We start from the raw sequence: 22,225 nt of genomic DNA, 5'->3' as shown, positions 1-22,225 counted from the left end.
AACTAAAACGGCTCTGAAGCCAGGCGTCTCGTTAACAGGCGTTTTTTGTTGTTTTTATCGATAATTTTCAGTGGGTTAATTAATCGCTTTTATCGCTAAGTATGACAACTAAAACAGGTTAGTCCATTTGGTTATTTATTATTTCCATCCCTTCTTTAATTGTTATTATCCTCGCCGTTAACCTTATCTTCAGTTTGGATTTATTCGCTTAAAGTCCGCTTGGCTACTGGAACATAACGACGCATGACAACACAGGCCCCACCTTCAAATTTGCTTCCCCTGAACCCGGAGCAACTGGCGCGCCTTCAGGCTGCCACCTCTGATTTTTCTCCCACTCAGCTTGCCTGGGTCTCCGGTTATTTCTGGGGAATGCTCAATCAGCAGCCTGGCGCTGTGGCGGGTGCACCGGTAACGGCCGTTGAAATTCCGGCCATTACCCTGATTTCCGCCTCGCAGACGGGCAATGCGCGCCGCGTGGCCGAAGCGCTGCGTGACGACCTGCTGGCCGCCAAACTGAACGTGAACCTGGTCAACGCCGGGGATTATAAATTTAAGCAAATCGCGTCAGAAAAACTGCTGGTGGTGGTCGCCTCTACGCAGGGTGAAGGTGAACCTGCTGAAGAAGCGGTGGCCCTGCATAAGTTCCTGTTCTCGAAAAAAGCGCCGAAGCTGGATGCCACGGCGTTTGCCGTATTTGGCCTTGGCGATACCTCGTATGAATTCTTCTGCCAGTCCGGTAAAGACTTCGACAGCAGGCTGGCGGAGCTGGGCGCGGAGCGCCTGCTGGACCGCGTTGACGCGGATGTTGAATACCAGACCGCCGCCGCCGAATGGCGTGCGCGCATCGTTGAGGTGCTGAAAGCGCGCGTGCCGAAAGAGACGTCGGGGCAGGCCGCGTTCACCGCGACGGGTGCCGTCAACGACATCCACACCAGCCCGTACACCAAAGAGGCGCCGCTGACGGCGAGCCTGTCGGTGAACCAGAAAATCACCGGCCGCGATTCGGAAAAAGACGTGCGCCATATCGAGATCGATCTCGGCGACTCTGGCCTGCGCTATCAGCCGGGCGACGCGCTGGGTATCTGGTATCAAAACGATCCGGCGCTGGTGAAAGAGCTGGTTGAGCTGCTGTGGCTGAAGGGTGACGAGCCCGTCACCGTTGACGGCAAAACCCAGCCGCTTGCAGAGGCGCTGCAGTGGCATTTCGAACTGACGGTGAATACCCCGAATATCGTCGAAAATTATGCCACCTTAACGCGCAGCGAATCCCTGCTGCCGCTGGTGGGCGACAAAGCGAAGCTGCAGCATTACGCCGCGACGACGCCAATTGTCGATATGGTGCGTTTCTCTCCGGCTCAGCTGGATGCCGATGCGCTGATCGGCCTGCTGCGACCGCTGACGCCGCGCCTGTATTCCATCGCCTCTTCGCAGGCCGAAGTGGAGAGTGAAGTGCATATTACCGTCGGCGTGGTGCGCTACGACATCGAAGGCCGCGCCCGTGCGGGTGGGGCATCAAGCTTCCTGGCGGATCGCGTGGAAGAAGAGGGCGAAGTGCGCGTCTTTATCGAGCACAACGACAACTTCCGCCTGCCGGCGAACCCGGAAACGCCGGTCATCATGATTGGCCCAGGCACCGGCATTGCGCCGTTCCGCGCCTTCATGCAGCAGCGCGCGGCAGATGAAGCGCCGGGTAAAAACTGGCTGTTCTTCGGCAACCCGCACTTTACCGAGGATTTCCTCTACCAGGTTGAGTGGCAGCGCTATGTGAAAGAAGGCGTACTGACCTGCATCGATCTGGCCTGGTCCCGCGACCAGAAAGAAAAAGTATACGTACAAGATAAACTGCGCGAACAGGGCGCAGAGCTGTGGCGCTGGATCAATGACGGTGCCCACATTTATGTCTGCGGCGACGCCAATCGCATGGCGAAAGACGTTGAGCAGGCACTGCTGGAAGTGATTGCCGAATTCGGCGGTATGGATGCCGAAACGGCGGATGAATTTTTAAGTGAGCTGCGCGTTGAGCGCCGTTATCAGCGAGATGTCTACTAATGAGCGAAAAACATCCAGGGCCACTGGTGGTCGAAGGTAAACTGACAGACGCCGAGCGCATGAAGCTGGAAAGCAACTATCTGCGCGGCACCATTGCTGAAGATCTGAATGACGGTCTCACCGGCGGCTTCAAAGGCGACAACTTCCTGCTGATCCGCTTCCACGGCATGTATCAGCAGGACGATCGCGACATCCGCGCCGAGCGTGCCGAACAGAAGCTGGAGCCGCGTCATGCGATGCTGCTGCGCTGCCGTCTGCCGGGCGGGGTGATCACCACCAAACAGTGGCAGGCCATCGACAAGTTTGCCGGTGAAAACACGATTTATGGCAGCATCCGCCTGACCAACCGTCAGACATTCCAGTTCCACGGCATTCTGAAGAAGAACGTCAAGCCGGTGCATCAGATGCTGCACTCGGTCGGGCTGGACGCGCTGGCGACCGCCAACGACATGAACCGTAACGTGCTCTGCACGTCGAACCCGTATGAGTCCGAGCTGCACGCCGAAGCCTATGAGTGGGCGAAGAAGATCTCTGAGCACCTGCTGCCGCGCACCCGCGCCTATGCGGAGATTTGGCTCGATCAGGAAAAAGTCGCGACCACGGACGAAGAACCGATCCTTGGCCAGACCTATCTGCCGCGTAAGTTTAAAACCACGGTCGTGATCCCACCGCAGAACGATATCGATCTGCACGCCAACGACATGAACTTCGTGGCGATTGCCGAAAACGGCAAGCTGATTGGCTTTAACCTGCTGGTGGGCGGCGGCCTGTCCATTGAGCACGGTAATAAGAAAACCTACGCCCGCACCGCGAGCGAGTTCGGCTTCCTGCCGCTGGAGCACACGCTGGCCGTGGCGGAAGCGGTAGTGACCACGCAGCGCGACTGGGGCAACCGTACCGACCGTAAAAACGCGAAAACCAAATACACCCTGGAGCGCGTGGGCGTTGAGACGTTCAAAGAGGAAGTGGAGCGTCGTGCGGGCATCAAATTTGAGCCGATCCGCCCTTACGAATTCACCGGTCGCGGCGATCGCATTGGCTGGGTGAAAGGTATCGATAATAAATGGCACCTGACGCTGTTTATCGAAAACGGCCGTATTCTGGACTATCCGGGCCGTCCGCTGAAAACCGGTCTGCTGGAAATTGCTAAGATCCATAAAGGCGAATTCCGCATTACCGCTAACCAGAATCTCATTATTGCCGGCGTGCCGGAAAGCCAGAAGGCGAAGATCGAGAAGCTGGCGCGCGACCACGGATTAATGGATGCGGTTAAGCCGCAGCGTGAAAACTCGATGGCCTGCGTGTCGTTCCCGACCTGTCCGCTGGCGATGGCCGAAGCGGAACGTTTCCTGCCGTCATTCACTGACAAAGTGGAAGCGATTCTGGAAAAACACGGCATTCCGGACGAGCATATTGTTATGCGCGTCACCGGCTGCCCGAACGGCTGCGGCCGCGCGATGCTGGCCGAACTGGGTCTGGTGGGGAAAGCGCCGGGGCGCTATAACCTGCACCTGGGCGGTAACCGTATCGGCACGCGCATTCCGCGTATGTTCCGCGAGAACATTACCGAGCCGGAAATCCTTGATTCCATCGACGAGCTTGTCGGGCGCTGGGCGAAAGAGCGCGAAGCGGGTGAAGGCTTCGGCGACTTTACGGTGCGTGCGGGCATCATTCGCCCGGTGCTCGATCCCGCAAGGGATTTCTGGGAGTAACCACGAGAGGTAATTATGTCCGTACTCGATCTAAACGCCCTTAACGATCTGCCTAAAGTCGAACGCATTCTGGCGCTGGCAGAAACCAATGCCCACCTTGAAAAGCTGGACGCCGAAGGGCGCGTGGCGTGGGCGCTGGAAAACCTGCCGGGAGACTATGTGCTCTCGTCGAGCTTTGGTATTCAGGCGGCGGTCAGCCTGCATCTGGTGAATCAGATCCGTCCGGACATTCCGGTGATCCTCACCGATACCGGCTACCTGTTTCCTGAAACCTACCAGTTTATTGACGAGCTGACGGACAAGCTCAAGCTGAACCTCAAAGTGTACCGCGCGACGGAAAGTGCGGCCTGGCAGGAGGCGCGCTACGGTAAGCTGTGGGAGCAGGGCGTTGAGGGCATTGAGAAATACAATGAGATCAACAAAGTCGAGCCGATGAACCGGGCGCTGAAAGAGCTCAATGCGCAGACGTGGTTTGCGGGGCTGCGCCGCGAGCAGTCCGGCAGCCGTGCAACCTTACCGGTGCTGGCGGTCCAGCGCGGGGTATTTAAAGTGCTGCCGATTATCGACTGGGATAACCGTACGGTGTATCAGTATCTGCAAAAACACGGGCTGAAGTACCATCCGCTGTGGGACCAGGGCTATCTGTCGGTGGGCGACACCCACACCACGCGCAAATGGGAACCGGGAATGGCGGAAGAAGAGACGCGATTCTTTGGGCTGAAGCGCGAGTGCGGGCTGCACGAAGGGTGATTCCTTATCCCCCCCTCACCCCTGCCCTCTCCCCAAAGGGGCGAGGGAGAAAAGACGGCTCCGAGCAATCCCCTCTCCCCTTTGGGGAGAGGGTTAGGGTGAGGGGAAAATAAGCACTAGGCTTTCCCCGCTTTCGCCAGCTCCTTCACCAGCGGCAGCATGACCTTCACCACATCACGACTGCGGTGCTCAATCCGCTGCGGCAGCGCGCTGTCAATGTGCTGCTGATTATCCAGCATCACGTTGTGCCAGCTTGTCCCGTCCGGGAAGGCTTTCGATTTAGCGCGTTGCTGATAGCCATCTTTCTTGCCCAACGCCCAGTTTGTCGCTTCCACGTACAGCACCGGAATGCCCGCCTTATCGAACACTTCCCCGTCGTTGCAGCAGCCTGTTCCGCGTGGGAAAGCAGGATTCCCGCCCGGATTGGTCGTGGCAAAAACGCCATGGCTGCGGGCAATCGCCAGCGCCCGGTCGCGCGTCAGTTTCCGCACGGGTCCCGGCGTACTCTGCCCACTGTTGAAATAAAGCTTATCGCCGACGATCAGGTTATCGAGGTTGATCACCAGCAGCGTATTTTTCTTCTCCTCAGCGCTCATGCGTTTAAGGAGATTCTCAGCGCCGAGTTTGCCCTCTTCTTCACCGCTGGTGGCCACGAAACGAATGCCATACTGGGTTGGAATATCTTTCATCCGTTCGGCCAGTTCGAGCATCACGCCCAGGCCCGCCGCGTTGTCGTCCATGCCCTGCAGCGTCAGCCCGCCGAGGTTGTTATCCGTATCGGCATCGCTCATCGGAGCGTAGGTATCAAGGTGCGCCATGATAATAATCTGTTCAGCCGCGCGACCTTCATGCGCCGCGATAACCGTACTGCCGGTCACGTTATGCCAGTTTTTCGTTTTATTTCGTGAGGTATAGACGTAGCGGCTGTGAAACGACCGGATATCGCTCTGGTAGCCCATCCCGGCAAACTGCTGGCGAAGATAGTCTGCGGAGAGCATCTCCGCAGGCGAGCCGGTCATGCGGCCTGGAAAGACGGTGGCAATATGCCGCGCCTGCATAGTGGCGATTTCACCATAAGGTTGGTTTTTTGCCTGGGCAGGAAGAATAAAGCAAACGCCGAGCGCCAGGGCAGCAATACGGTGGCGCGTTGCGGAAAACATAGTGAGTCCTTAAAAACTGAGCAAAATAATAACCCGCCTAGTATGAAACTGTGATCGTCCATACACAATTTGAATTGGTCTTAAATGCCCGAAATTTCGCGTGTTAAGCACTTTTTGGTATTAGCTTTTTCACGGCGTTATTCCATTGAGTAACTACTCATTCCAATTCGTAATTTCATTCGGTCTAAGCCGCCCCCTATAGTCCCTTTATTCCTCGTTGTTAGTGAGTTGTTGCTTGTGGACTATCTGCCCTTATTTGCCGCGATAAAAGAGAAGCCGGTGCTGGTTGTTGGCACGGGTGAAATTGCCGATCGCAAAATCGCGTTTTTGCAGCGCGCAGGGGCGCAGGTGCGGGTAGTGGCAGAAGCGGATTTTGACGAATCACAAATCGACAGCGTCGTGCTGGTGATTGCGGCGACCGAAGATCGCGACCTGAACCGGCGGATTTCCGACGCCGCTCAGGCCCGCTACCGCCTGGTGAACGTGGTGGACGACCAGCCGTTATGTTCGTTCATCTTCCCGTCGATCGTTGACCGTTCTCCGCTGCTGGTGGCGATCTCCTCCGGCGGTACCGCACCGGTGCTGGCGCGCGTGCTGCGTGAAAAAATCGAAGCGCTGCTGCCGACCAGCCTCGGGCGCATGGCGGAAAAAGCCAGCTACTGGCGCAACCACCTGAAAACGCGCCTGACCAGCGTAACGGAACGCCGTCGCTTCTGGGAACGCGTGTTTCGCGGCCGCTTTGCCAGCCTGATGCATGCCGGTAATGAGACGGCAGCGCAGAAAATTCTCGAGGACGAACTGGATAACCCCGGCAGTACGGGCGGGGAGATCATTCTGGTGGGCGCAGGGCCGGGCGATGCCGGGCTTCTGACGCTGCGCGGTCTGCAGGTGCTGCAGGACGCGGACGTGGTGTTCTACGACCATCTGGTCACCGACGGCGTGCGCGAGCTGATCCGTCGCGACGCGGAGCAAATCTGCGTCGGCAAACGGGCTGGCGAGCACTCTGTGCCGCAGCACGACACTAACCAGATGCTGGTTGACGCCGCCAAAGCGGGTAAAACCGTGGTGCGCCTGAAAGGAGGCGATCCGTTTATTTTCGGTCGCGGCGGCGAAGAGCTGCAGGCAGCAGCCGAAGCGGGCATACCCTTCCAGGTGGTGCCCGGCATCACGGCAGCCTCTGCGGTGACGGCCTACGCCGGTATCCCGCTGACCCATCGTGATTACGCCCAGAGCGTGACCTTCGTGACCGGCCACTACAAGGCCGACAGCACGCCGTTTGACTGGTCGTATCTCGCCCAGAGCCGCCAGACGCTGGCGATCTACATGGGCACGATGAAAGCGGCAGACATCAGCGAACAACTTATTCAGCACGGTCGCGAGGCGACGACGCCCGTTGCCGTTATTTCTCGCGGCACGCGCGTCGATCAGCACGTGGCGACGGGCACGCTGGAACATCTTGCAACCCTGGCGAAAGACGCCCCGATGCCCGCCCTGATCGTGGTGGGAGAAGTGGTGCAGCTGCACAGCACGCTCGCCTGGTTCCAACATACAACCGATACAGAAGGCTTTGGTTCTTCTGTCGTAAATTTGGCTTAAGGAACGGTTATGGACCAAAAACGTCTTACACACCTGCGGCAGCTCGAAGCGGAGAGTATCCATATCATCCGCGAAGTGGCCGCCGAGTTTTCTAACCCGGTGATGATGTACTCCATCGGTAAAGATTCCAGCGTCATGCTGCATCTGGCGCGTAAAGCGTTTTATCCGGGCACGCTGCCGTTCCCGCTGCTGCACGTGGATACCGGCTGGAAATTCCGCGAAATGTACGAGTTCCGCGACCGTACCGCGAAAGCCTACGGCTGCGAGCTGCTGGTGCATAAAAACCCGGAAGGGGTGGCGATGGGCATTAACCCGTTCGTGCACGGCAGCGCCAAGCACACCGATATCATGAAAACCGAAGGGCTTAAGCAGGCGCTGAACAAATACGGTTTTGACGCGGCCTTCGGCGGCGCGCGCCGTGACGAGGAGAAATCCCGCGCCAAAGAGCGTATCTACTCCTTCCGCGACCGCTTCCACCGCTGGGATCCGAAAAACCAGCGTCCGGAGCTGTGGCACAACTACAACGGCCAGATCAACAAAGGCGAAAGCATTCGCGTCTTCCCGCTCTCCAACTGGACCGAGCTGGATATCTGGCAGTACATCTATCTGGAAAACATTGAAATCGTTCCGCTGTATCTGGCCGCCGAGCGCCCGGTGCTGGAGCGCGACGGCATGCTGATGATGATCGACGACGATCGTATCGACCTGCAGCCGGGCGAAGTGATCAAACAACAGATGGTGCGCTTCCGTACTCTCGGCTGCTGGCCGCTGACCGGGGCGGTGGAATCCAGCGCGCAGACGCTGCCGGAGATCATCGAAGAGATGCTGGTGTCCACCACCAGCGAGCGACAGGGGCGCGTGATTGACCGCGACCAGGCAGGCTCCATGGAGCTGAAGAAACGTCAGGGTTATTTCTAAGGAGCCGCCATGAATACCACTATTGCTCAACAAATTGCCAACGAAGGCGGCGTGGAAGCGTATCTGCACGCGCAACAACACAAAAGCCTGCTGCGTTTTCTGACCTGCGGCAGCGTGGATGACGGGAAAAGTACCCTGATTGGCCGCCTGTTGCACGATACGCGCCAGATTTACGAAGATCAGCTCTCTTCCCTGCATAACGACAGTAAGCGTCACGGCACCCAGGGTGAAAAACTCGACCTGGCGCTGCTGGTGGACGGCCTGCAGGCGGAGCGCGAGCAGGGCATCACCATCGATGTGGCCTACCGCTACTTCTCTACCGAGAAGCGCAAATTTATTATCGCCGACACCCCGGGGCACGAGCAGTACACCCGCAACATGGCGACCGGCGCGTCTACCTGCGACCTGGCGATCCTGCTGATGGACGCGCGTAAAGGCGTGCTGGATCAGACCCGTCGTCACAGCTTTATCTCGACGCTGCTGGGGATCAAACACCTGGTGGTGGCGGTCAACAAGATGGATCTGGTCAACTTCAGCGAAGAGAAGTTCGAGGAGATCCGCCAGAGCTACCTGACCTTTGCCGAACAGCTGCCGGGCAACCTGGATATTCGCTTTGTACCGCTTTCGGCGCTGGAAGGGGATAACGTCGCCTCCCAGAGCGCGAACATGCCGTGGTACAGCGGTCCGACGCTGCTGGAAGTGCTGGAAACCGTTGAAATTCAGCGCGTGGTCGATACCCAGCCGATGCGCTTCCCGGTGCAGTACGTGAACCGTCCAAACCTCGATTTCCGCGGCTTCTCAGGCACCCTCGCGTCAGGCTCCGTGAAGGTAGGTCAGCGCGTCAAGGTGCTGCCATCCAGCGTGGAATCGACTATCGCCCGCATTGTCACCTTCGACGGTGACCTGCAGGAAGCGGGCGCCGGTGAAGCCGTAACGCTGGTGCTGAAAGACGAAATTGATATCAGCCGGGGCGACCTGCTGGTTGACGCGCAGGAAACGCTGGCGGCAGTGCAGGGGGCTTCCGTGGACGTGGTCTGGATGGCCGAACAGCCGCTGACCGCTGGCCAGAGCTATGACATCAAAATTGCCGGCAAGAAAACCCGCGCCCGCGTGGACGGTATTCAGTTCCAGGTGGATATCAACAACCTGACCCAGCGTGACGTCACCGAGCTGCCGCTGAACGGCATTGGTCTGGTCGATCTGACCTTCGACGAACCGCTGGTGCTGGATCCGTATCATCAGAACCCGGTCACGGGAGGTCTTATCTTTATCGACAGGCTGACCAACGTTACCGTCGGAGCCGGTATGGTGCGCGAACCGATTAAACAGGCTGCCGCGACGTCTGAATTCAGCGCCTTCGAGCTGGAACTGAACGCGCTGGTGCGTAAACACTTCCCGCACTGGGGTGCACGCGATCTGCTGGGAGGCAAGTAATGGCCGCCCATGATGAGAACGTCGTCTGGCATCCTCATCCGGTCACCGTCGCCCAGCGCGAACAGCTCCACGGTCATCGTGGGGTTGTGCTGTGGTTTACCGGGCTGTCCGGCTCGGGTAAATCGACGGTGGCCGGCGCGCTGGAAGAGGCGTTGCATCAGCAGGGCGTAAGCACGTACCTGCTGGATGGCGACAACGTGCGTCACGGCCTGTGCAGCGATTTAGGGTTTAGCGACGATGACCGCAAAGAGAACATCCGCCGGGTGGGCGAAGTCGCCAGCCTGATGGCTGACGCCGGGCTGGTGGTGCTGACCGCGTTTATCTCTCCGCACCGCGCCGAGCGCCAGATGGTGCGCGAACGCGTGGGCCAGGATCGCTTTATCGAGGTGTTTGTCGATACGCCGCTGGAGATTTGCGAAGCGCGCGACCCGAAAGGGCTGTACAAGAAAGCGCGTGCCGGAGAACTGCGTAACTTCACCGGAATTGACGCGGTATACGAAGCGCCTGAATCGCCTGAAATTCACCTGGAAGGTCAACAATTGGTAACAAATTTAGTAAGCCAATTATTAGACCTGCTCAGACGGGACGATATTATCAGATCCTGAGGCGGTATCGTTCGGGAGCTGTCTTCCCGAACGATCAGTCACGGTCACAGGATTAGCTATGCGCAACAGTGAACATTACATCACCACCACCGGGTCGGAGCCGCTAGCGACCGACGACGAAACGACCTGGTCATTTCCTGGGGCCATCATTGGCTTCGTCTCATGGCTGCTGGCGCTTGGCATTCCGTTTCTCATCTATGGCGGCAACACGCTGTTCTTCTTTCTCTACACCTGGCCTTTCTTTCTGGCGTTGATGCCCGTGGCGGTTGTCGTCGGCATTGCGCTGCACTCGCTGCTCAACGGTAAGCTCCTGTACAGCACCGTGGTCACGATTGTGACGGTGGTTCTCATGTTTGGTCTGTTATTTTTGTGGCTCATGGGCTAACTTCAGCCATAATTCAAACCGTAACCAACTGTGTAACGATATTGAGCAGGACGATTCTGCGGAAAAAATGTGGTACATTTGCCCGCGATGTTGCGGCATCTCTGTTACCCCGGCGTAGTGCTCTGGGGAAGTCTTGGGATGATGATGCCGTTTTTCAGGGGGCAGGATGGGTAAACTAACGCTGCTGTTGCTGGCTTTGCTAATCTGGCTGCAATATTCGCTGTGGTTCGGTAAGAACGGACTGCACGACTATAGCCGGGTGAGCGATGACGTCGCGGCTCAGCAGGCAACAAACGCCAAACTTAAGGCGCGAAACGATCAACTCTTTGCTGAAATTGATGACCTCAATGGCGGGCAAGAGGCGATTGAGGAACGCGCACGCAATGAACTCAGTATGACTAAGCCGGGCGAAACCTTTTATCGTCTGGTTCCGGATGCGTCTAAACGCAATCAGGGCTCAGCACAAAACAATCGATAATCAGGCCCAGGATTACGACATGGCAGTAACTTTTTCGGACGTATGCGCCGTGGTGCCGGCCGCAGGTTTTGGCCGGCGCATGCAGACAGAATGTCCCAAGCAGTACCTCTCTATTGGCGATAAAACGATCCTCGAGCACGCCGTGGCGGCGCTGCTGGCGCACCCGCGGGTGACGCGTGTGATCATCGCTATCAGCCCTGGCGATGCGCGCTTCGCGGAGCTGCCGCTGGCAAATCATCCACATATTACCGTCGTTGACGGTGGCGCCGAACGCGCCGATTCCGTTCTGGCGGGCATTCAGGCCGCCGGAAACGCGTCGTGGGTGCTGGTACATGACGCAGCGCGTCCGTGCCTGCATCAGGACGATCTTGCGCGCCTGCTGGCGCTAAGCGAAACAAGCAAGGTTGGCGGGATTCTGGCCGCACCGGTGCGCGACACCATGAAGCGCGCCGAGCCGGGCAAACAGGCTATCGCCCACACCGTCGATCGCGTCGATTTATGGCACGCGCTGACGCCACAATTTTTCCCCCGCGAATTACTCCACGACTGCTTAACGCGTGCGCTTAAAGAAGGCGCGACCATCACGGACGAAGCCTCCGCGCTGGAGTATTGCGGTTTCCACCCTGAGCTTGTTGAAGGACGCGCTGATAATATTAAAGTGACGCGTCCGGAAGATTTAAAGCTTGCGGAATTTTATCTTACCCGTTCGACCCATCAGGAGAAGGCATAATGCGAATTGGACACGGTTTTGATGTACACGCCTTTGGCGGAGAAGGCCCAATTATCATTGGCGGCGTGCGCATTCCTTATGAAAAAGGACTGCTGGCGCATTCTGATGGCGACGTGGCACTGCATGCGCTGACCGACGCGCTGTTGGGCGCTGCCGCGCTGGGCGATATCGGCAAGCTGTTCCCGGACACCGACCCGGCATTTAAAGGCGCGGACAGCCGCGAACTGCTGCGCGAAGCGTGGCGCCGCATTCAGGCGAAAGGCTACACCCTCGGCAACGTCGACGTGACGATTATTGCCCAGGCCCCGAAAATGCTGCCGCATATTCCGCAGATGCGCGTGTTTATTGCAGAAGATCTGGGCTGCCATATGGACGACGTGAACGTTAAAGCGACGACGACCGAGAAGCTGGGCTTTACCGGGCGTGGAGAAGGAATTGCCTGTGAAGCCGTGGCGCTGCTGCTGAAGGCGAGCAAATGACAGACTTCGACAACCTGACATACCTGCACGCTAAACCGCAGGGGAACGGGGTGCTGAAAGCCAGCCCGGAAGATTTCCTCGTGGTGGAGGATCTGGGCTTTGAGCCGGATGGCGAAGGCGAACATATCCTGGTGCGTATTCTGAAAAATGGCTGCAATACCCGCTTTGTGGCCGACGCGCTGGCAAAATTCCTCAAAATCCATGCCCGCGAAGTGAGCTTTGCCGGACAGAAAGATAAACACGCCGTCACGGAACAGTGGCTCTGCGCGCGCGTTCCCGGCAATACGATGCCTGATTTAAGCAAATTTGAGCTTGAAGGCTGTAAGGTACTGGAATTCGCCCGCCACAAGCGCAAACTGCGTCTGGGGGCGTTGAAGGGGAACGACTTTACGCTGGTGCTGCGTGAAGTGTCTCACCGCGAAGATGTTGAAAAACGTCTGAACGCGATCAGTGAACGCGGTGTGCCGAACTACTTTGGCGCGCAGCGCTTTGGCATTGGCGGCAGCAACCTGCATGGTGCGCTGCGCTGGGCGCAAAGCGATGCCCCGGTGCGCGACAGGAATAAACGCAGTTTTTGGTTGTCGGCGGCCCGCAGCGCGTTGTTTAATCAGATTGTGAGCGAAAGGCTGAAAAAACCGGACGCGAATCAAGTTGTTGTTGGCGATGCGCTACAATTAGCGGGACGCGGAAGCTGGTTTGTGGCAACGGCCGAAGAAATGGCCGATGTGCAGTCGCGCGTGGACGCAAAAGCGCTGATGATTACCGCCGCGCTGCCCGGTACGGGCGACTGGGGAACGCAGGGCGACGCGCTGGCTGCCGAGCAGTTAGCCGTAGCGGATGCGCCAGAATTGCAATCCTTGCTGGTGCGGGAAAAAGTCGAGGCGGCACGCCGCGCGATGCTGCTCTACCCGCAGCAGTTAAGCTGGAACTGGTGGGATGACGTGACCGTCGAGTTACGCTTCTGGCTACCGGCAGGTAGCTTTGCCACCAGTGTTGTCAGGGAACTTATCAACACCTCGGGTGATTATGCGAATATTGCTGAGTAACGATGACGGTATCCACGCGCCAGGCATTCAGACCCTGGCGAAACACCTCCGCGAATTCGCGGACGTGCAGGTCGTGGCGCCCGATCGTAACCGCAGTGGAGCGTCTAACTCACTGACGCTGGAGTCGTCGCTTCGCACCTTTACCTTTGAAAATGGCGATATTGCCGTGCAGATGGGCACGCCAACCGACTGCGTTTTTCTGGGCGTGAACGCGCTGATGCGGCCGCGTCCGGATATCGTTGTTTCCGGCATTAACGCCGGTCCTAACCTCGGCGATGACGTGATTTACTCCGGCACCGTGGCGGCCGCAATGGAAGGGCGCCATCTGGGGTTCCCGGCGCTGGCGGTCTCGTTAAACGGCCACACGCACTACGACACCGCCGCCGCGGTGACCTGTTCGATCCTGCGGGCGCTCGGTCGCGAGCCGTTGCGTACCGGGCGCATCCTCAACATCAACGTGCCGGATCTTCCTCTCGATGAAATTAAAGGCATTCGCGTCACCCGTTGCGGAAGCCGACATCCTGCCGATCAGGTGATCCCGCAGCAGGATCCTCGCGGCAACACGCTTTACTGGATTGGCCCTCCCGGCGATAAGTGCGATGCGGGTCCGGATACCGACTTTGCCGCCGTGGATGAAGGCTATGTTTCGGTTACCCCGCTGCACGTAGATTTAACCGCGTATAGCGCGCATGATGTGGTGTCGGGCTGGCTGGATCGCGCAGGAGTGAACGCGCAATGGTAAACAAACGTGTACAAACTCTTCTGGAACAACTCCGCGCGCAGGGGATCCGCGACGAGCACGTGCTTGAAGCGCTTGCTCAGGTTCCGCGTGAGAAATTTGTAGACGAGGCGTTTGAACACAAAGCGTGGGAAAACGTGGCGCTGCCCATCGGACAGGGCCAGACGATTTCGCAGCCTTACATGGTGGCGCGCATGACGGAGCTGCTGGAGCTGACGCCTGACTCCCGCGTGCTGGAGATTGGCACCGGGTCGGGGTATCAAACCGCGATCCTGGCGCATCTGGTTCATCATGTATGCTCCGTTGAACGGATTAAAGGTTTACAGTGGCAGGCGCGTCGTCGCCTGAAACAACTTGATTTACATAATGTTTCGACACGACACGGTGATGGATGGCAGGGTTGGAAGGCGCGCGCGCCGTTTGACGCGATCATCGTGACGGCGGCCCCGCCTGAAATTCCTGCGGCCCTGTTGTCGCAGCTGGATGAGGGGGGCATTCTTGTTCTGCCCGTCGGGGACGAGCAGCAGCTTTTGAAGCGCGTTCGTCGGCGCGGCGGAGAGTTTATTATCGACACCGTGGAAGCCGTGCGCTTTGTGCCTCTGGTCAAGGGGGAGTTGGCCTGAGACTCGGAATTATCCAGGGTTATTAAGGCAAATTCAGCGTATGGTGTGGCGCGAAAGATTCGTGCCATCACGGTAAATTTTAAGTCACTGGTAGTTAACACATTCCTGGGGGATAAATGAGCGCGGGAAGCCCTAAATTCACCATCAGCCGTGTTGCGGCATTATCACTGGTTTCGCTCTGGCTGGCAGGCTGTACAAGTTCTAATAACGCGCCTGCGCCCGTCAGTTCTGTCGGCGGAAACAGCGGCTCGGGTAACACGTCCGGCGGAATGTTGATCACTCCTCCGCCTAAAATGGGTACCTCTACGGCGCAACAAAATCCGCCAATCCAGCCGGTTCAGCGTCCAATGACGCAGCCGACGCAGATTCAGCCAGTGGAACAGCCTGTTCAGACCCAGAATGGCCGCATAGTCTATAACCGTCAGTATGGGAACATTCCGAAAGGCAGCTATACCGGTGGCAGCACCTATACCGTGAAACGCGGGGATACGCTGTTCTACATTGCGTGGATCACCGGGAACGATTTCCGTGACCTCGCGCAGCGCAATAACGTCCAGGCCCCATACGGTCTGGAAGTTGGGCAAACGCTCCAGGTTGGCAACGCGACGGGCACGCCGCTTACGCCTGGCAACACCGTTTCAGCGGCCGATGTGACGGCTCAAAATAACAGCGTTAAGCCTGCACAAAAATCCACCACGGTGGTTGCTTCACAACCTGTAATTACGTATTCTGAGGATTCAGGTGATCAGACTGCTAACAAAATGTTGCCGAATAATAAAGGGACTGCGACTGTTGTCACAGCACCGGTGACGGCACCTGTGGTTAGCTCTACTGAACCGACTGCCAGCAGTATGACCTCCAGTTCGCCAATCTCTGCATGGCGCTGGCCAACTGACGGCAAGGTTATCGAGAACTTCTCTTCCTCCGAGGGGGGAAATAAAGGGATCGATATCGCAGGGAGTAAAGGACAGGCTATCATCGCGACCGCAGACGGGCGCGTTGTGTATGCCGGTAACGCTCTGCGCGGTTACGGTAATCTTATTATCATCAAACATAACGATGATTACCTGAGTGCCTACGCCCATAACGACACAATGCTGGTCCGGGAACAACAAGAAGTTAAGGCGGGGCAAAAAATCGCTACCATGGGTAGCACCGGAACCAGTTCTACACGCTTGCATTTTGAAATTCGTTACAAGGGGAAATCCGTAAACCCGCTGCAGTATTTGCCGCAGCGATAATTTGACGGGGCATGCCAGCCAGGGTGTCTCGTTCAGGGATCACGGGTAGGAGCCACCTTATGAGTCAGAATACGCTGAAAGTTCATGATTTAAATGAAGACGCGGAATTTGATGAGAACGGAGTAGAGGCTTTTGACGAAAAAGCCTTAGTAGAAGAGGAACCCAGTGATAACGATTTGGCTGAAGAAGAGCTGTTATCGCAGGGCGCCACACAGCGTGTACTGGACGCGACTCAGCTTTACCTTGGGGAGATTGGTTACTCCCCACTGTTAACGGCCGAAGAAGAAGTCTATTTCGCACGTCGTGCTTTGCGTGGTGATGTCGCCTCGCGTCGTCGCATGATTGAAAGTAACCTGCGACTGGTCGTGAAAATTGCCCGCCGTTATGGCAATCGTGGTCTGGCTCTGCTGGATCTGATTGAAGAGGGCAACTTAGGTCTCATCCGCGCAGTTGAGAAGTTTGACCCGGAACGCGGGTTCCGTTTCTCAACCTACGCGACCTGGTGGATTCGTCAGACCATCGAACGGGCTATTATGAACCAGACCCGTACGATCCGCCTGCCGATTCACATCGTCAAAGAGTTGAACGTTTATCTGCGCACCGCGCGCGAGTTGTCCCATAAACTGGACCACGAGCCAAGCGCAGAAGAAATTGCCGAACAACTCGATAAACCGGTTGATGACGTAAGCCGTATGCTGCGTCTCAACGAGCGCATTACCTCCGTTGACACCCCGCTGGGTGGCGACTCCGAAAAAGCGCTGCTGGACATCCTGGCCGATGAAAAAGACAACGGTCCGGAAGACACCACGCAGGACGATGACATGAAGCAGAGCATCGTCAAATGGCTGTTCGAGCTGAACGCCAAACAGCGTGAAGTGCTGGCACGTCGTTTCGGTTTACTGGGGTATGAAGCTGCGACACTGGAAGACGTCGGCCGCGAAATTGGCCTGACCCGTGAACGTGTTCGTCAGATTCAGGTTGAAGGTCTGCGCCGCCTGCGTGAAATCCTGCAGGGGCAAGGTCTGAACATCGAAGCGCTGTTCCGCGAATAAGCAACCTTTCGTCAAAAAAGGCCCGTCGTGAGACGGGCCTTTTTCTTTTGCGCTACGGCTTAGCCGTTTCGTGCAGCAGACGCCACACTATCCGATCGCCTTCCTGATTGAGCACCGCGGTTGACCAGCGCACGTTGGCGGGCAGGTCCGGCCGGGTTTGCGTCTCCCGGTAGTGGAGCACCGCGCCACGATCCCAGCGCTGGATCGTGGACAATTCGTCAATGACGATCTTCAGTCCTGGACGGCTTCCGCGCTGGTTTTCCAGAAAACTGGCAAGACCGATATAGTCGATCTGAACGCCGCCCGGCGGGATCATCAGAAAATCCGGGCTGAAGCGGGCGAGCAGGGCGTCGGAATCACCTTCACCTTTGCCTAACCAGTCTTCAAGCGCAATGTGGAGGTCGATAATGTCGTGTTCGAAAGGCGTCATGAATTCTCCTGTCGCAGCTGGGTGAGCACCTGCGTATTGTTGAGACGAAAAACGTACGGTACAGGCAGCAAGGTCATGCCTGCGGCAAAAATAAACATTCCGTGCCATGCGGCGAGCGGTGTCAGCCAGGTCTGCGCCAGGCTCAGCGCCTGCGCCAGCAGCAGGGCACCGGCAAAAAAGCTCAGCTGCCGATTAAGATTCCACAGCGCGCTGGCATCCGGCATCTCTTCCCGGCGCGTCGTCAGAAAAGCGCTGCTCTGAGCCGTACTGCTGCACAGGCTTCCCCCCGCGCCCATTAAGGTAAACGCAATGGCAGGCAGCAGCGTAGCCGAACTGACGTTAATCAAAAGCAGAATACCCGTCGCCTGCAGCAGGCAGCCGATGACGATCAGCGGTCGGGGGCCGATACGGTTAAAATAGCGTCCCGTTGCCGTGATGGCGATAAACGATGCCACGGACCACGGCAGCATGAGCATCCCCGTTGCGGCTGGGCTCATGTTCGCCACGTGCTGAAGATAAAACATGCCCGTGACGTTCACCCCAATAAACATGCCGGGTACGCAGATATAAACGAGCATGGAAAAACGCAAAAGCGGGTCCGCGAGCAACGACAGGTTTAGCAGTCTGGCCGCTTTCATCGCGGGCATTTCGTGTTTAAGCCACAGGCAGGCCAAAACAAAGGTCACGATAGCGACCGGTAGCGTGGCGAAAAATATCCATCGCCAGCTGAGCGTCTGCACCAGCAGTCCTCCGATAGCAGGAGAGCAGGCCGGGGCAAGCAACGCCACCAGCATCACCGCCGAGGAGAGTCGGGCCCGCTCGTGAGGCTTAAACTGTTGCCAGGTCAGCGCCTGTCCGACGGGGGTCAGTAAGCCTCCTCCCACGCCCTGAAGCACTCGCCAGGCGATCAGACTTTCAAGCGTTGCAGACAGGCCCGCCGCAGCGGAGGCAGCGCTGAACAGAAAAAGCGAGAGCAGGATGACGCGCTTAGGTCCGATTCGTCGCGTGAGCACGCTGCTAAACGGGATCACCAGCGTCAGGCCGGCAATGTACCCGTTACTGACCCAGGCAAGGGCTGAAGGCGTGGTGTTAAAGGCGTGAGCCATTGCCGGGAAGGCGACGCTGGCAATGAACATGTTGATCAAATCAAGAAAAAAGCCCAGCAGATAAACAACGGCGACTTTGCTGCGATACGTCATGGTGGATCCTCCGGTGAGGTGGCGTATCGTATCGATCCGGGAAGAACGGATAAACCTGGCAAAGCGCGATATACTGTCAAAAATATTTTGACAGTAAAGGGCGTGATGATGATTAACCTGCAGCGGGCGCAGATGTTTGTCGCGGTGGCCGATACCGGCAGTTTCACTGCCGCAGCCGAGGCAATGGGGCTGACAAAAGCCGTGGTCAGCTTCAATATTCGCCAGCTTGAAGATGAGCTGGGCGTTACGCTGCTGCTGCGCTCCACCCGCCGTCTGACGTTAACCGAGGCGGGCGCGCTCTTTCATCAACGCAGCGTGGCGCTTCTGAAGGATGCGGAACGGCTGCAGGATGATGTCCGCGCGAATCATGCGGGGCTCACTGGCGAACTGCGGATCACGACGACGCCCGAGTATGGCTCACAGGTGGTGGTGCCGCTGCTGGCCAGGTTTAGCCAGCAACACCCGGATCTTCGCGTGCGGCACGTTTCGTCCTCCCTGCACGCCGACCTTATCTCGGAGCGCTTTGACGTAGCTATCCGGCTGGGAACGCTTGCCGATTCGCGCAACCACGCCGCGCTGATTTCGCACTTCTCCATTCTCCCCGTCGCGACGCCCGTGTGGCTCGTTAACCATCCGATCGAAACGCTTGCGCACCTTGCCAACGCCGACTGGATTATTCACGAGCGCCTGGCCTCGCCGCTGCGCTGGCAGGTGAAGGATGCCAGCGGTGCGCCCGAAACGCTGGAGATAAAAAAAGCGCCGCGCCTGTTTGCCGACAGCGCACAGGCTCTTATGGCCTTTGCACTTGCTGGCGGAGGCGTGGCGTTACTGCCGGAATGGCTGGCGCGCGATGCGCTTGATGCGGGAAAACTGGTCCCGGTTTTACCGGGATATACCTTTGCGCAGCAGGGCATCTATGCGGTTTATCCCGATGCCCGGCACGTGACGGCGAAGGTGCGCACGTTTATCGATTTTATGCGCACCAGCGTGAATTAATCGTGCATCATCTTTTTGATGAGCGCAGAGAACTGCTCCCGCTCGGCCTTGTTAAGACGTCCTAAAAACGCCTCATCCACCTCGTTGCCAAGCGGTTTACAGCCTGCAAGCAGGGCTTCACCTTCTGGGGTCAGGAAGACAAACCGGCGGCGCTTGTCAGCCGGATCGTGCTCGCGTTTCACCAGCCCGCGCGCCTCCATGCGGCTGAGCATCTCCGCCAGGGTCGCTTTCGTGCTGACCGCCACTTCGGTCAACGCCACCTGTTCAATACCCGGATGCTCGGCAATAGAGCGCATCACCGCATACTGTGGCTTGGTCAGTTCCGGTAAGGCATGTTGCCACTGCGCGGTATGCTGTTGAAAAAGCTGACGTAACAGGTGGAACGCCTCTTGTCTTAGTTCCATGAACACTCCGACGGAAAAAATCTCTCCCCTATGATAGCCGCTATTGCTCTCAATTTTAACGCGGCATCTTTTAGCCATTCGTGTGATCGTATGCGAACGATCTTGTCAGGTAAACGATCCTGGAGTAGCTTATTTATAATGTTCGTACACGAACAAAATATTGAGGTGATGAATGAGATTGATAGTGGGAATGACGGGGGCAACGGGCGCACCGCTGGGCGTGGCGCTGCTGCAGGCGCTGCGGGAAATGCCGGAGGTGGAGACGCATCTGGTCATGTCTAAGTGGGCAAAAACCACCATTGAGCTGGAAACGCCCTACACCGCGCAGGACGTTGCTGCCCTGGCTGACGTTGTCCACAGTCCGGCTGACCAGGCCGCCACCATCTCCTCCGGCTCGTTTCGTACCGACGGCATGATCGTCATTCCCTGCAGCATGAAAACGCTGGCGGGGATCCGCGCGGGCTACGCCGAAGGGCTGGTGGGACGCGCGGCTGACGTGGTGCTAAAAGAGGGGCGCAAGCTGGTGCTGGTTCCGCGTGAAACACCGCTCAGCACCATTCATCTTGAGAACATGCTCGCACTTTCCCGCATGGGCGTGGCGATGGTGCCGCCCATGCCTGCGTATTACAACCACCCACAAACCGCAGATGACATTACCCAGCACATCGTGACCCGCGTGCTCGATCAGTTCGGGCTGGAGCATAAAAAGGCGCGCCGCTGGAACGGGCTGCGGGAGGCGAAACATTTTTCACAGGAGAATAAAGATGGCATTTGATGATTTGAGAAGCTTCCTGCAGGCGCTCGATGAGCAAGGGCAGCTGCTGAAAATTGAGGAAGAGGTTAACGCCGAGCCCGATCTCGCGGCGGCAGCCAACGCGACCGGCCGCATTGGCGACGGCGCTCCCGCGCTGTGGTTCGACAACATTCGTGGCTTTACCGATGCCCGCGTGGTGATGAACACCATCGGCTCCTGGCAGAACCACGCCATTTCGATGGGGCTCCCTGCGAACACTCCGGTAAAAAAACAGATCGACGAATTTATCCGCCGCTGGGATAAATTTCCCGTCACGCCGGAGCGCCGCGCCAACCCGGCCTGGGCGCAGAATACGGTGGACGGTGAAGATATTAACCTGTTCGATATCCTGCCGCTGTTTCGCCTGAACGACGGTGACGGCGGTTTTTATCTCGATAAAGCGTGCGTTGTCTCGCGCGATCCGCTCGACCCGGACAACTTCGGCAAGCAGAACGTCGGGATCTACCGCATGGAAGTGAAGGGCAAGCGCAAGCTCGGCCTGCAGCCTGTTCCGATGCACGATATCGCCCTGCATCTGCAGAAGGCGGAAGAGCGCGGTGAAGACCTGCCGATTGCGATTACGCTGGGCAACGACCCGATCATCACCCTGATGGGCGCCACGCCGCTGAAATACGATCAGTCCGAGTATGAAATGGCCGGCGCGCTGCGTGAAAGCCCGTACCCGATTGCCACCGCGCCGCTGACCGGCTTCGATGTGCCGTGGGGGTCTGAAGTGATCCTGGAAGGGGTGATTGAAGGCCGCAAGCGTGAAATCGAGGGGCCATTCGGCGAGTTTACCGGACACTATTCCGGTGGCCGTAACATGACGGTGGTCCGTATCGACAAAGTCTCTTCCCGCACCAGGCCGATTTTCGAATCCCTTTACCTCGGCATGCCGTGGACCGAGATTGACTATCTGATGGGACCGGCCACCTGCGTGCCGCTCTACCAGCAGCTGAAAGCGGAATTCCCGGAAGTGCAGGCGGTGAACGCGATGTACACCCATGGTCTGCTGGCGATTATCTCCACCAAAAAACGCTACGGCGGTTTTGCCCGCGCGGTGGGTTTACGCGCCATGACCACGCCGCACGGTCTGGGCTACGTGAAGATGGTAATTATGGTGGATGAGGATGTCGATCCGTTCAACCTTCCGCAGGTGATGTGGGCGCTGTCGTCGAAAGTGAACCCGGCAGGGGATCTGGTGCAACTGCCGAACATGTCGGTCCTTGAACTCGATCCTGGCTCCAGCCCGGCGGGCATTACCGACAAACTGATTATCGATGCCACCACGCCTGTCGCGCCGGACACCCGGGGCCACTACAGCCAGCCGGTACAGGATCTGCCTGAAACCAAAGCCTGGGCTGAAAAACTGACCGCGATGCTGGCAGCACGCCAATAAGGAGGAA

At 57.7% G+C, this 22,225-nt stretch carries 23 protein-coding genes; 19 read left to right on the top strand and 4 right to left on the bottom strand.

What is annotated here, in order from left to right; translation table 11 throughout:
• Nucleotides 1-243: 243 nt before the first annotated feature.
• From cysJ to cysH, 3 genes are read left to right on the top strand one after another with little or no spacing between them, the layout of a single operon-like run.
• A complete protein-coding gene (cysJ, locus tag LBF07_RS06730) occupies nucleotides 244-2,049 on the top strand; it encodes an NADPH-dependent assimilatory sulfite reductase flavoprotein subunit (RefSeq protein WP_094934816.1) in 1,806 nt (601 codons plus the stop codon).
• Nucleotides 2,049-3,761, top strand: coding sequence for an assimilatory sulfite reductase (NADPH) hemoprotein subunit (cysI, locus tag LBF07_RS06725; RefSeq protein ID WP_023309000.1), 1,713 nt, complete (start codon nucleotides 2,049-2,051; stop codon nucleotides 3,759-3,761). Before cysJ ends, cysI begins: the two co-directional genes overlap by 1 nt.
• 15 nt (nucleotides 3,762-3,776) lie before the next feature.
• Nucleotides 3,777-4,511 carry a phosphoadenosine phosphosulfate reductase gene (gene cysH / locus LBF07_RS06720; protein ID WP_023308999.1) on the top strand — a complete coding sequence of 245 codons (735 nt, stop codon included), beginning with the start codon at nucleotides 3,777-3,779 and terminating at the stop codon, nucleotides 4,509-4,511.
• A 116-nt stretch (nucleotides 4,512-4,627) separates the two neighbouring features.
• On the opposite strand, the gene LBF07_RS06715 is transcribed toward cysH, so the two are convergent.
• Nucleotides 4,628-5,671, bottom strand: coding sequence for an aminopeptidase (locus LBF07_RS06715; protein ID WP_047650262.1), 1,044 nt, complete (start codon nucleotides 5,669-5,671; stop codon nucleotides 4,628-4,630).
• 237 nt (nucleotides 5,672-5,908) lie between these two features.
• On the opposite strand from LBF07_RS06715, the gene cysG reads away from it, so the two are divergent.
• The 13 genes from cysG to rpoS all read left to right on the top strand — a co-directional run bounded on the left by cysG (nucleotide 5,909) and on the right by rpoS (nucleotide 16,997).
• The gene (gene cysG / locus LBF07_RS06710) at nucleotides 5,909-7,267 is read left to right on the top strand and encodes a siroheme synthase CysG (protein ID WP_094934815.1); all 1,359 of its coding nucleotides are present in this window, start codon (nucleotides 5,909-5,911) and stop codon (nucleotides 7,265-7,267) included.
• Nucleotides 7,268-7,276: 9 nt separating this feature from the next.
• Entirely contained in the window at nucleotides 7,277-8,185 is a 909-nt protein-coding gene (cysD, locus tag LBF07_RS06705) for a sulfate adenylyltransferase subunit CysD (RefSeq protein ID WP_010434549.1), read from the top strand.
• A gap of 9 nt (nucleotides 8,186-8,194) precedes the next feature.
• On the top strand, nucleotides 8,195-9,619 hold the full coding sequence (cysN, locus tag LBF07_RS06700; protein ID WP_094934814.1) for a sulfate adenylyltransferase subunit CysN: 1,425 nt from the start codon (nucleotides 8,195-8,197) through the stop codon (nucleotides 9,617-9,619).
• The gene (gene cysC / locus LBF07_RS06695; protein ID WP_010434543.1) at nucleotides 9,619-10,224 is read left to right on the top strand and encodes an adenylyl-sulfate kinase; all 606 of its coding nucleotides are present in this window, start codon (nucleotides 9,619-9,621) and stop codon (nucleotides 10,222-10,224) included. The genes cysN and cysC overlap by 1 nt, the downstream gene beginning before the upstream one ends.
• Before the next feature lie 58 nt (nucleotides 10,225-10,282).
• Nucleotides 10,283-10,609: a DUF3561 family protein gene (locus tag LBF07_RS06690; RefSeq protein ID WP_008499610.1), complete on the top strand. Its 327-nt coding sequence runs from the start codon at nucleotides 10,283-10,285 to the stop codon at nucleotides 10,607-10,609.
• A gap of 166 nt (nucleotides 10,610-10,775) precedes the next feature.
• The gene (gene ftsB, locus LBF07_RS06685; RefSeq protein WP_008499609.1) at nucleotides 10,776-11,087 is read left to right on the top strand and encodes a cell division protein FtsB; all 312 of its coding nucleotides are present in this window, start codon (nucleotides 10,776-10,778) and stop codon (nucleotides 11,085-11,087) included.
• A 19-nt stretch (nucleotides 11,088-11,106) separates the two neighbouring features.
• Complete coding sequence (gene ispD, locus LBF07_RS06680; protein WP_094934813.1) at nucleotides 11,107-11,817, top strand: 2-C-methyl-D-erythritol 4-phosphate cytidylyltransferase; 711 nt, start codon at nucleotides 11,107-11,109, stop codon at nucleotides 11,815-11,817.
• Nucleotides 11,817-12,296, top strand: a complete 480-nt coding sequence (gene ispF / locus LBF07_RS06675) for a 2-C-methyl-D-erythritol 2,4-cyclodiphosphate synthase (RefSeq protein WP_029741541.1) — start codon at nucleotides 11,817-11,819, stop codon at nucleotides 12,294-12,296. Before ispD ends, ispF begins: the two co-directional genes overlap by 1 nt.
• On the top strand, nucleotides 12,293-13,342 hold the full coding sequence (gene truD, locus LBF07_RS06670) for a tRNA pseudouridine(13) synthase TruD (RefSeq protein WP_094934812.1): 1,050 nt from the start codon (nucleotides 12,293-12,295) through the stop codon (nucleotides 13,340-13,342). Before ispF ends, truD begins: the two co-directional genes overlap by 4 nt.
• Nucleotides 13,323-14,084 carry a 5'/3'-nucleotidase SurE gene (surE, locus tag LBF07_RS06665; RefSeq protein WP_023308990.1) on the top strand — a complete coding sequence of 254 codons (762 nt, stop codon included), beginning with the start codon at nucleotides 13,323-13,325 and terminating at the stop codon, nucleotides 14,082-14,084. Before truD ends, surE begins: the two co-directional genes overlap by 20 nt.
• On the top strand, nucleotides 14,078-14,704 hold the full coding sequence (locus tag LBF07_RS06660) for a protein-L-isoaspartate(D-aspartate) O-methyltransferase (protein ID WP_023333224.1): 627 nt from the start codon (nucleotides 14,078-14,080) through the stop codon (nucleotides 14,702-14,704). The genes surE and LBF07_RS06660 overlap by 7 nt, the downstream gene beginning before the upstream one ends.
• 116 nt (nucleotides 14,705-14,820) lie before the next feature.
• Nucleotides 14,821-15,945: a murein hydrolase activator NlpD gene (gene nlpD / locus LBF07_RS06655; protein ID WP_033146405.1), complete on the top strand. Its 1,125-nt coding sequence runs from the start codon at nucleotides 14,821-14,823 to the stop codon at nucleotides 15,943-15,945.
• A gap of 59 nt (nucleotides 15,946-16,004) precedes the next feature.
• Nucleotides 16,005-16,997, top strand: a complete 993-nt coding sequence (gene rpoS / locus LBF07_RS06650) for an RNA polymerase sigma factor RpoS (RefSeq protein ID WP_008499600.1) — start codon at nucleotides 16,005-16,007, stop codon at nucleotides 16,995-16,997.
• A 52-nt stretch (nucleotides 16,998-17,049) separates the two neighbouring features.
• Here rpoS and LBF07_RS06645 read toward each other — a convergent pair whose 3' ends face one another.
• On the bottom strand, nucleotides 17,050-17,427 hold the full coding sequence (locus LBF07_RS06645) for a DUF4440 domain-containing protein (protein ID WP_094934811.1): 378 nt from the start codon (nucleotides 17,425-17,427) through the stop codon (nucleotides 17,050-17,052).
• A complete protein-coding gene (locus tag LBF07_RS06640) occupies nucleotides 17,424-18,626 on the bottom strand; it encodes an MFS transporter (protein WP_094934810.1) in 1,203 nt (400 codons plus the stop codon). Before LBF07_RS06640 ends, LBF07_RS06645 begins: the two co-directional genes overlap by 4 nt.
• Before the next feature lie 108 nt (nucleotides 18,627-18,734).
• On the opposite strand from LBF07_RS06640, the gene LBF07_RS06635 reads away from it, so the two are divergent.
• The gene (locus LBF07_RS06635; protein WP_094934809.1) at nucleotides 18,735-19,622 is read left to right on the top strand and encodes a LysR family transcriptional regulator; all 888 of its coding nucleotides are present in this window, start codon (nucleotides 18,735-18,737) and stop codon (nucleotides 19,620-19,622) included.
• Here LBF07_RS06635 and LBF07_RS06630 read toward each other — a convergent pair.
• A complete protein-coding gene (locus LBF07_RS06630) occupies nucleotides 19,619-20,026 on the bottom strand; it encodes a MarR family winged helix-turn-helix transcriptional regulator (RefSeq protein WP_033146401.1) in 408 nt (135 codons plus the stop codon). The genes LBF07_RS06635 and LBF07_RS06630 overlap by 4 nt on opposite strands.
• Before the next feature lie 172 nt (nucleotides 20,027-20,198).
• Here LBF07_RS06630 and LBF07_RS06625 point away from each other — a divergent pair, with 172 nt between their 5' ends.
• The gene (locus LBF07_RS06625; RefSeq protein ID WP_008499595.1) at nucleotides 20,199-20,801 is read left to right on the top strand and encodes a non-oxidative hydroxyarylic acid decarboxylases subunit B; all 603 of its coding nucleotides are present in this window, start codon (nucleotides 20,199-20,201) and stop codon (nucleotides 20,799-20,801) included.
• A complete protein-coding gene (locus tag LBF07_RS06620; RefSeq protein ID WP_094934808.1) occupies nucleotides 20,791-22,218 on the top strand; it encodes a non-oxidative hydroxyarylic acid decarboxylases subunit C in 1,428 nt (475 codons plus the stop codon). The genes LBF07_RS06625 and LBF07_RS06620 overlap by 11 nt, the downstream gene beginning before the upstream one ends.
• The last annotated feature ends 7 nt before the right edge of the window (nucleotides 22,219-22,225 follow it).

The sequence above is a fragment of the Enterobacter cloacae complex sp. ECL352 genome, assembly GCF_020149545.1.
GTDB classification, from domain to species: Bacteria; Pseudomonadota; Gammaproteobacteria; order Enterobacterales; family Enterobacteriaceae; genus Enterobacter; species Enterobacter asburiae_B.
The sequence above is the reverse complement of the archived record's forward strand: the minus strand, read 5'-3'. Positions and strand labels throughout refer to the sequence as shown.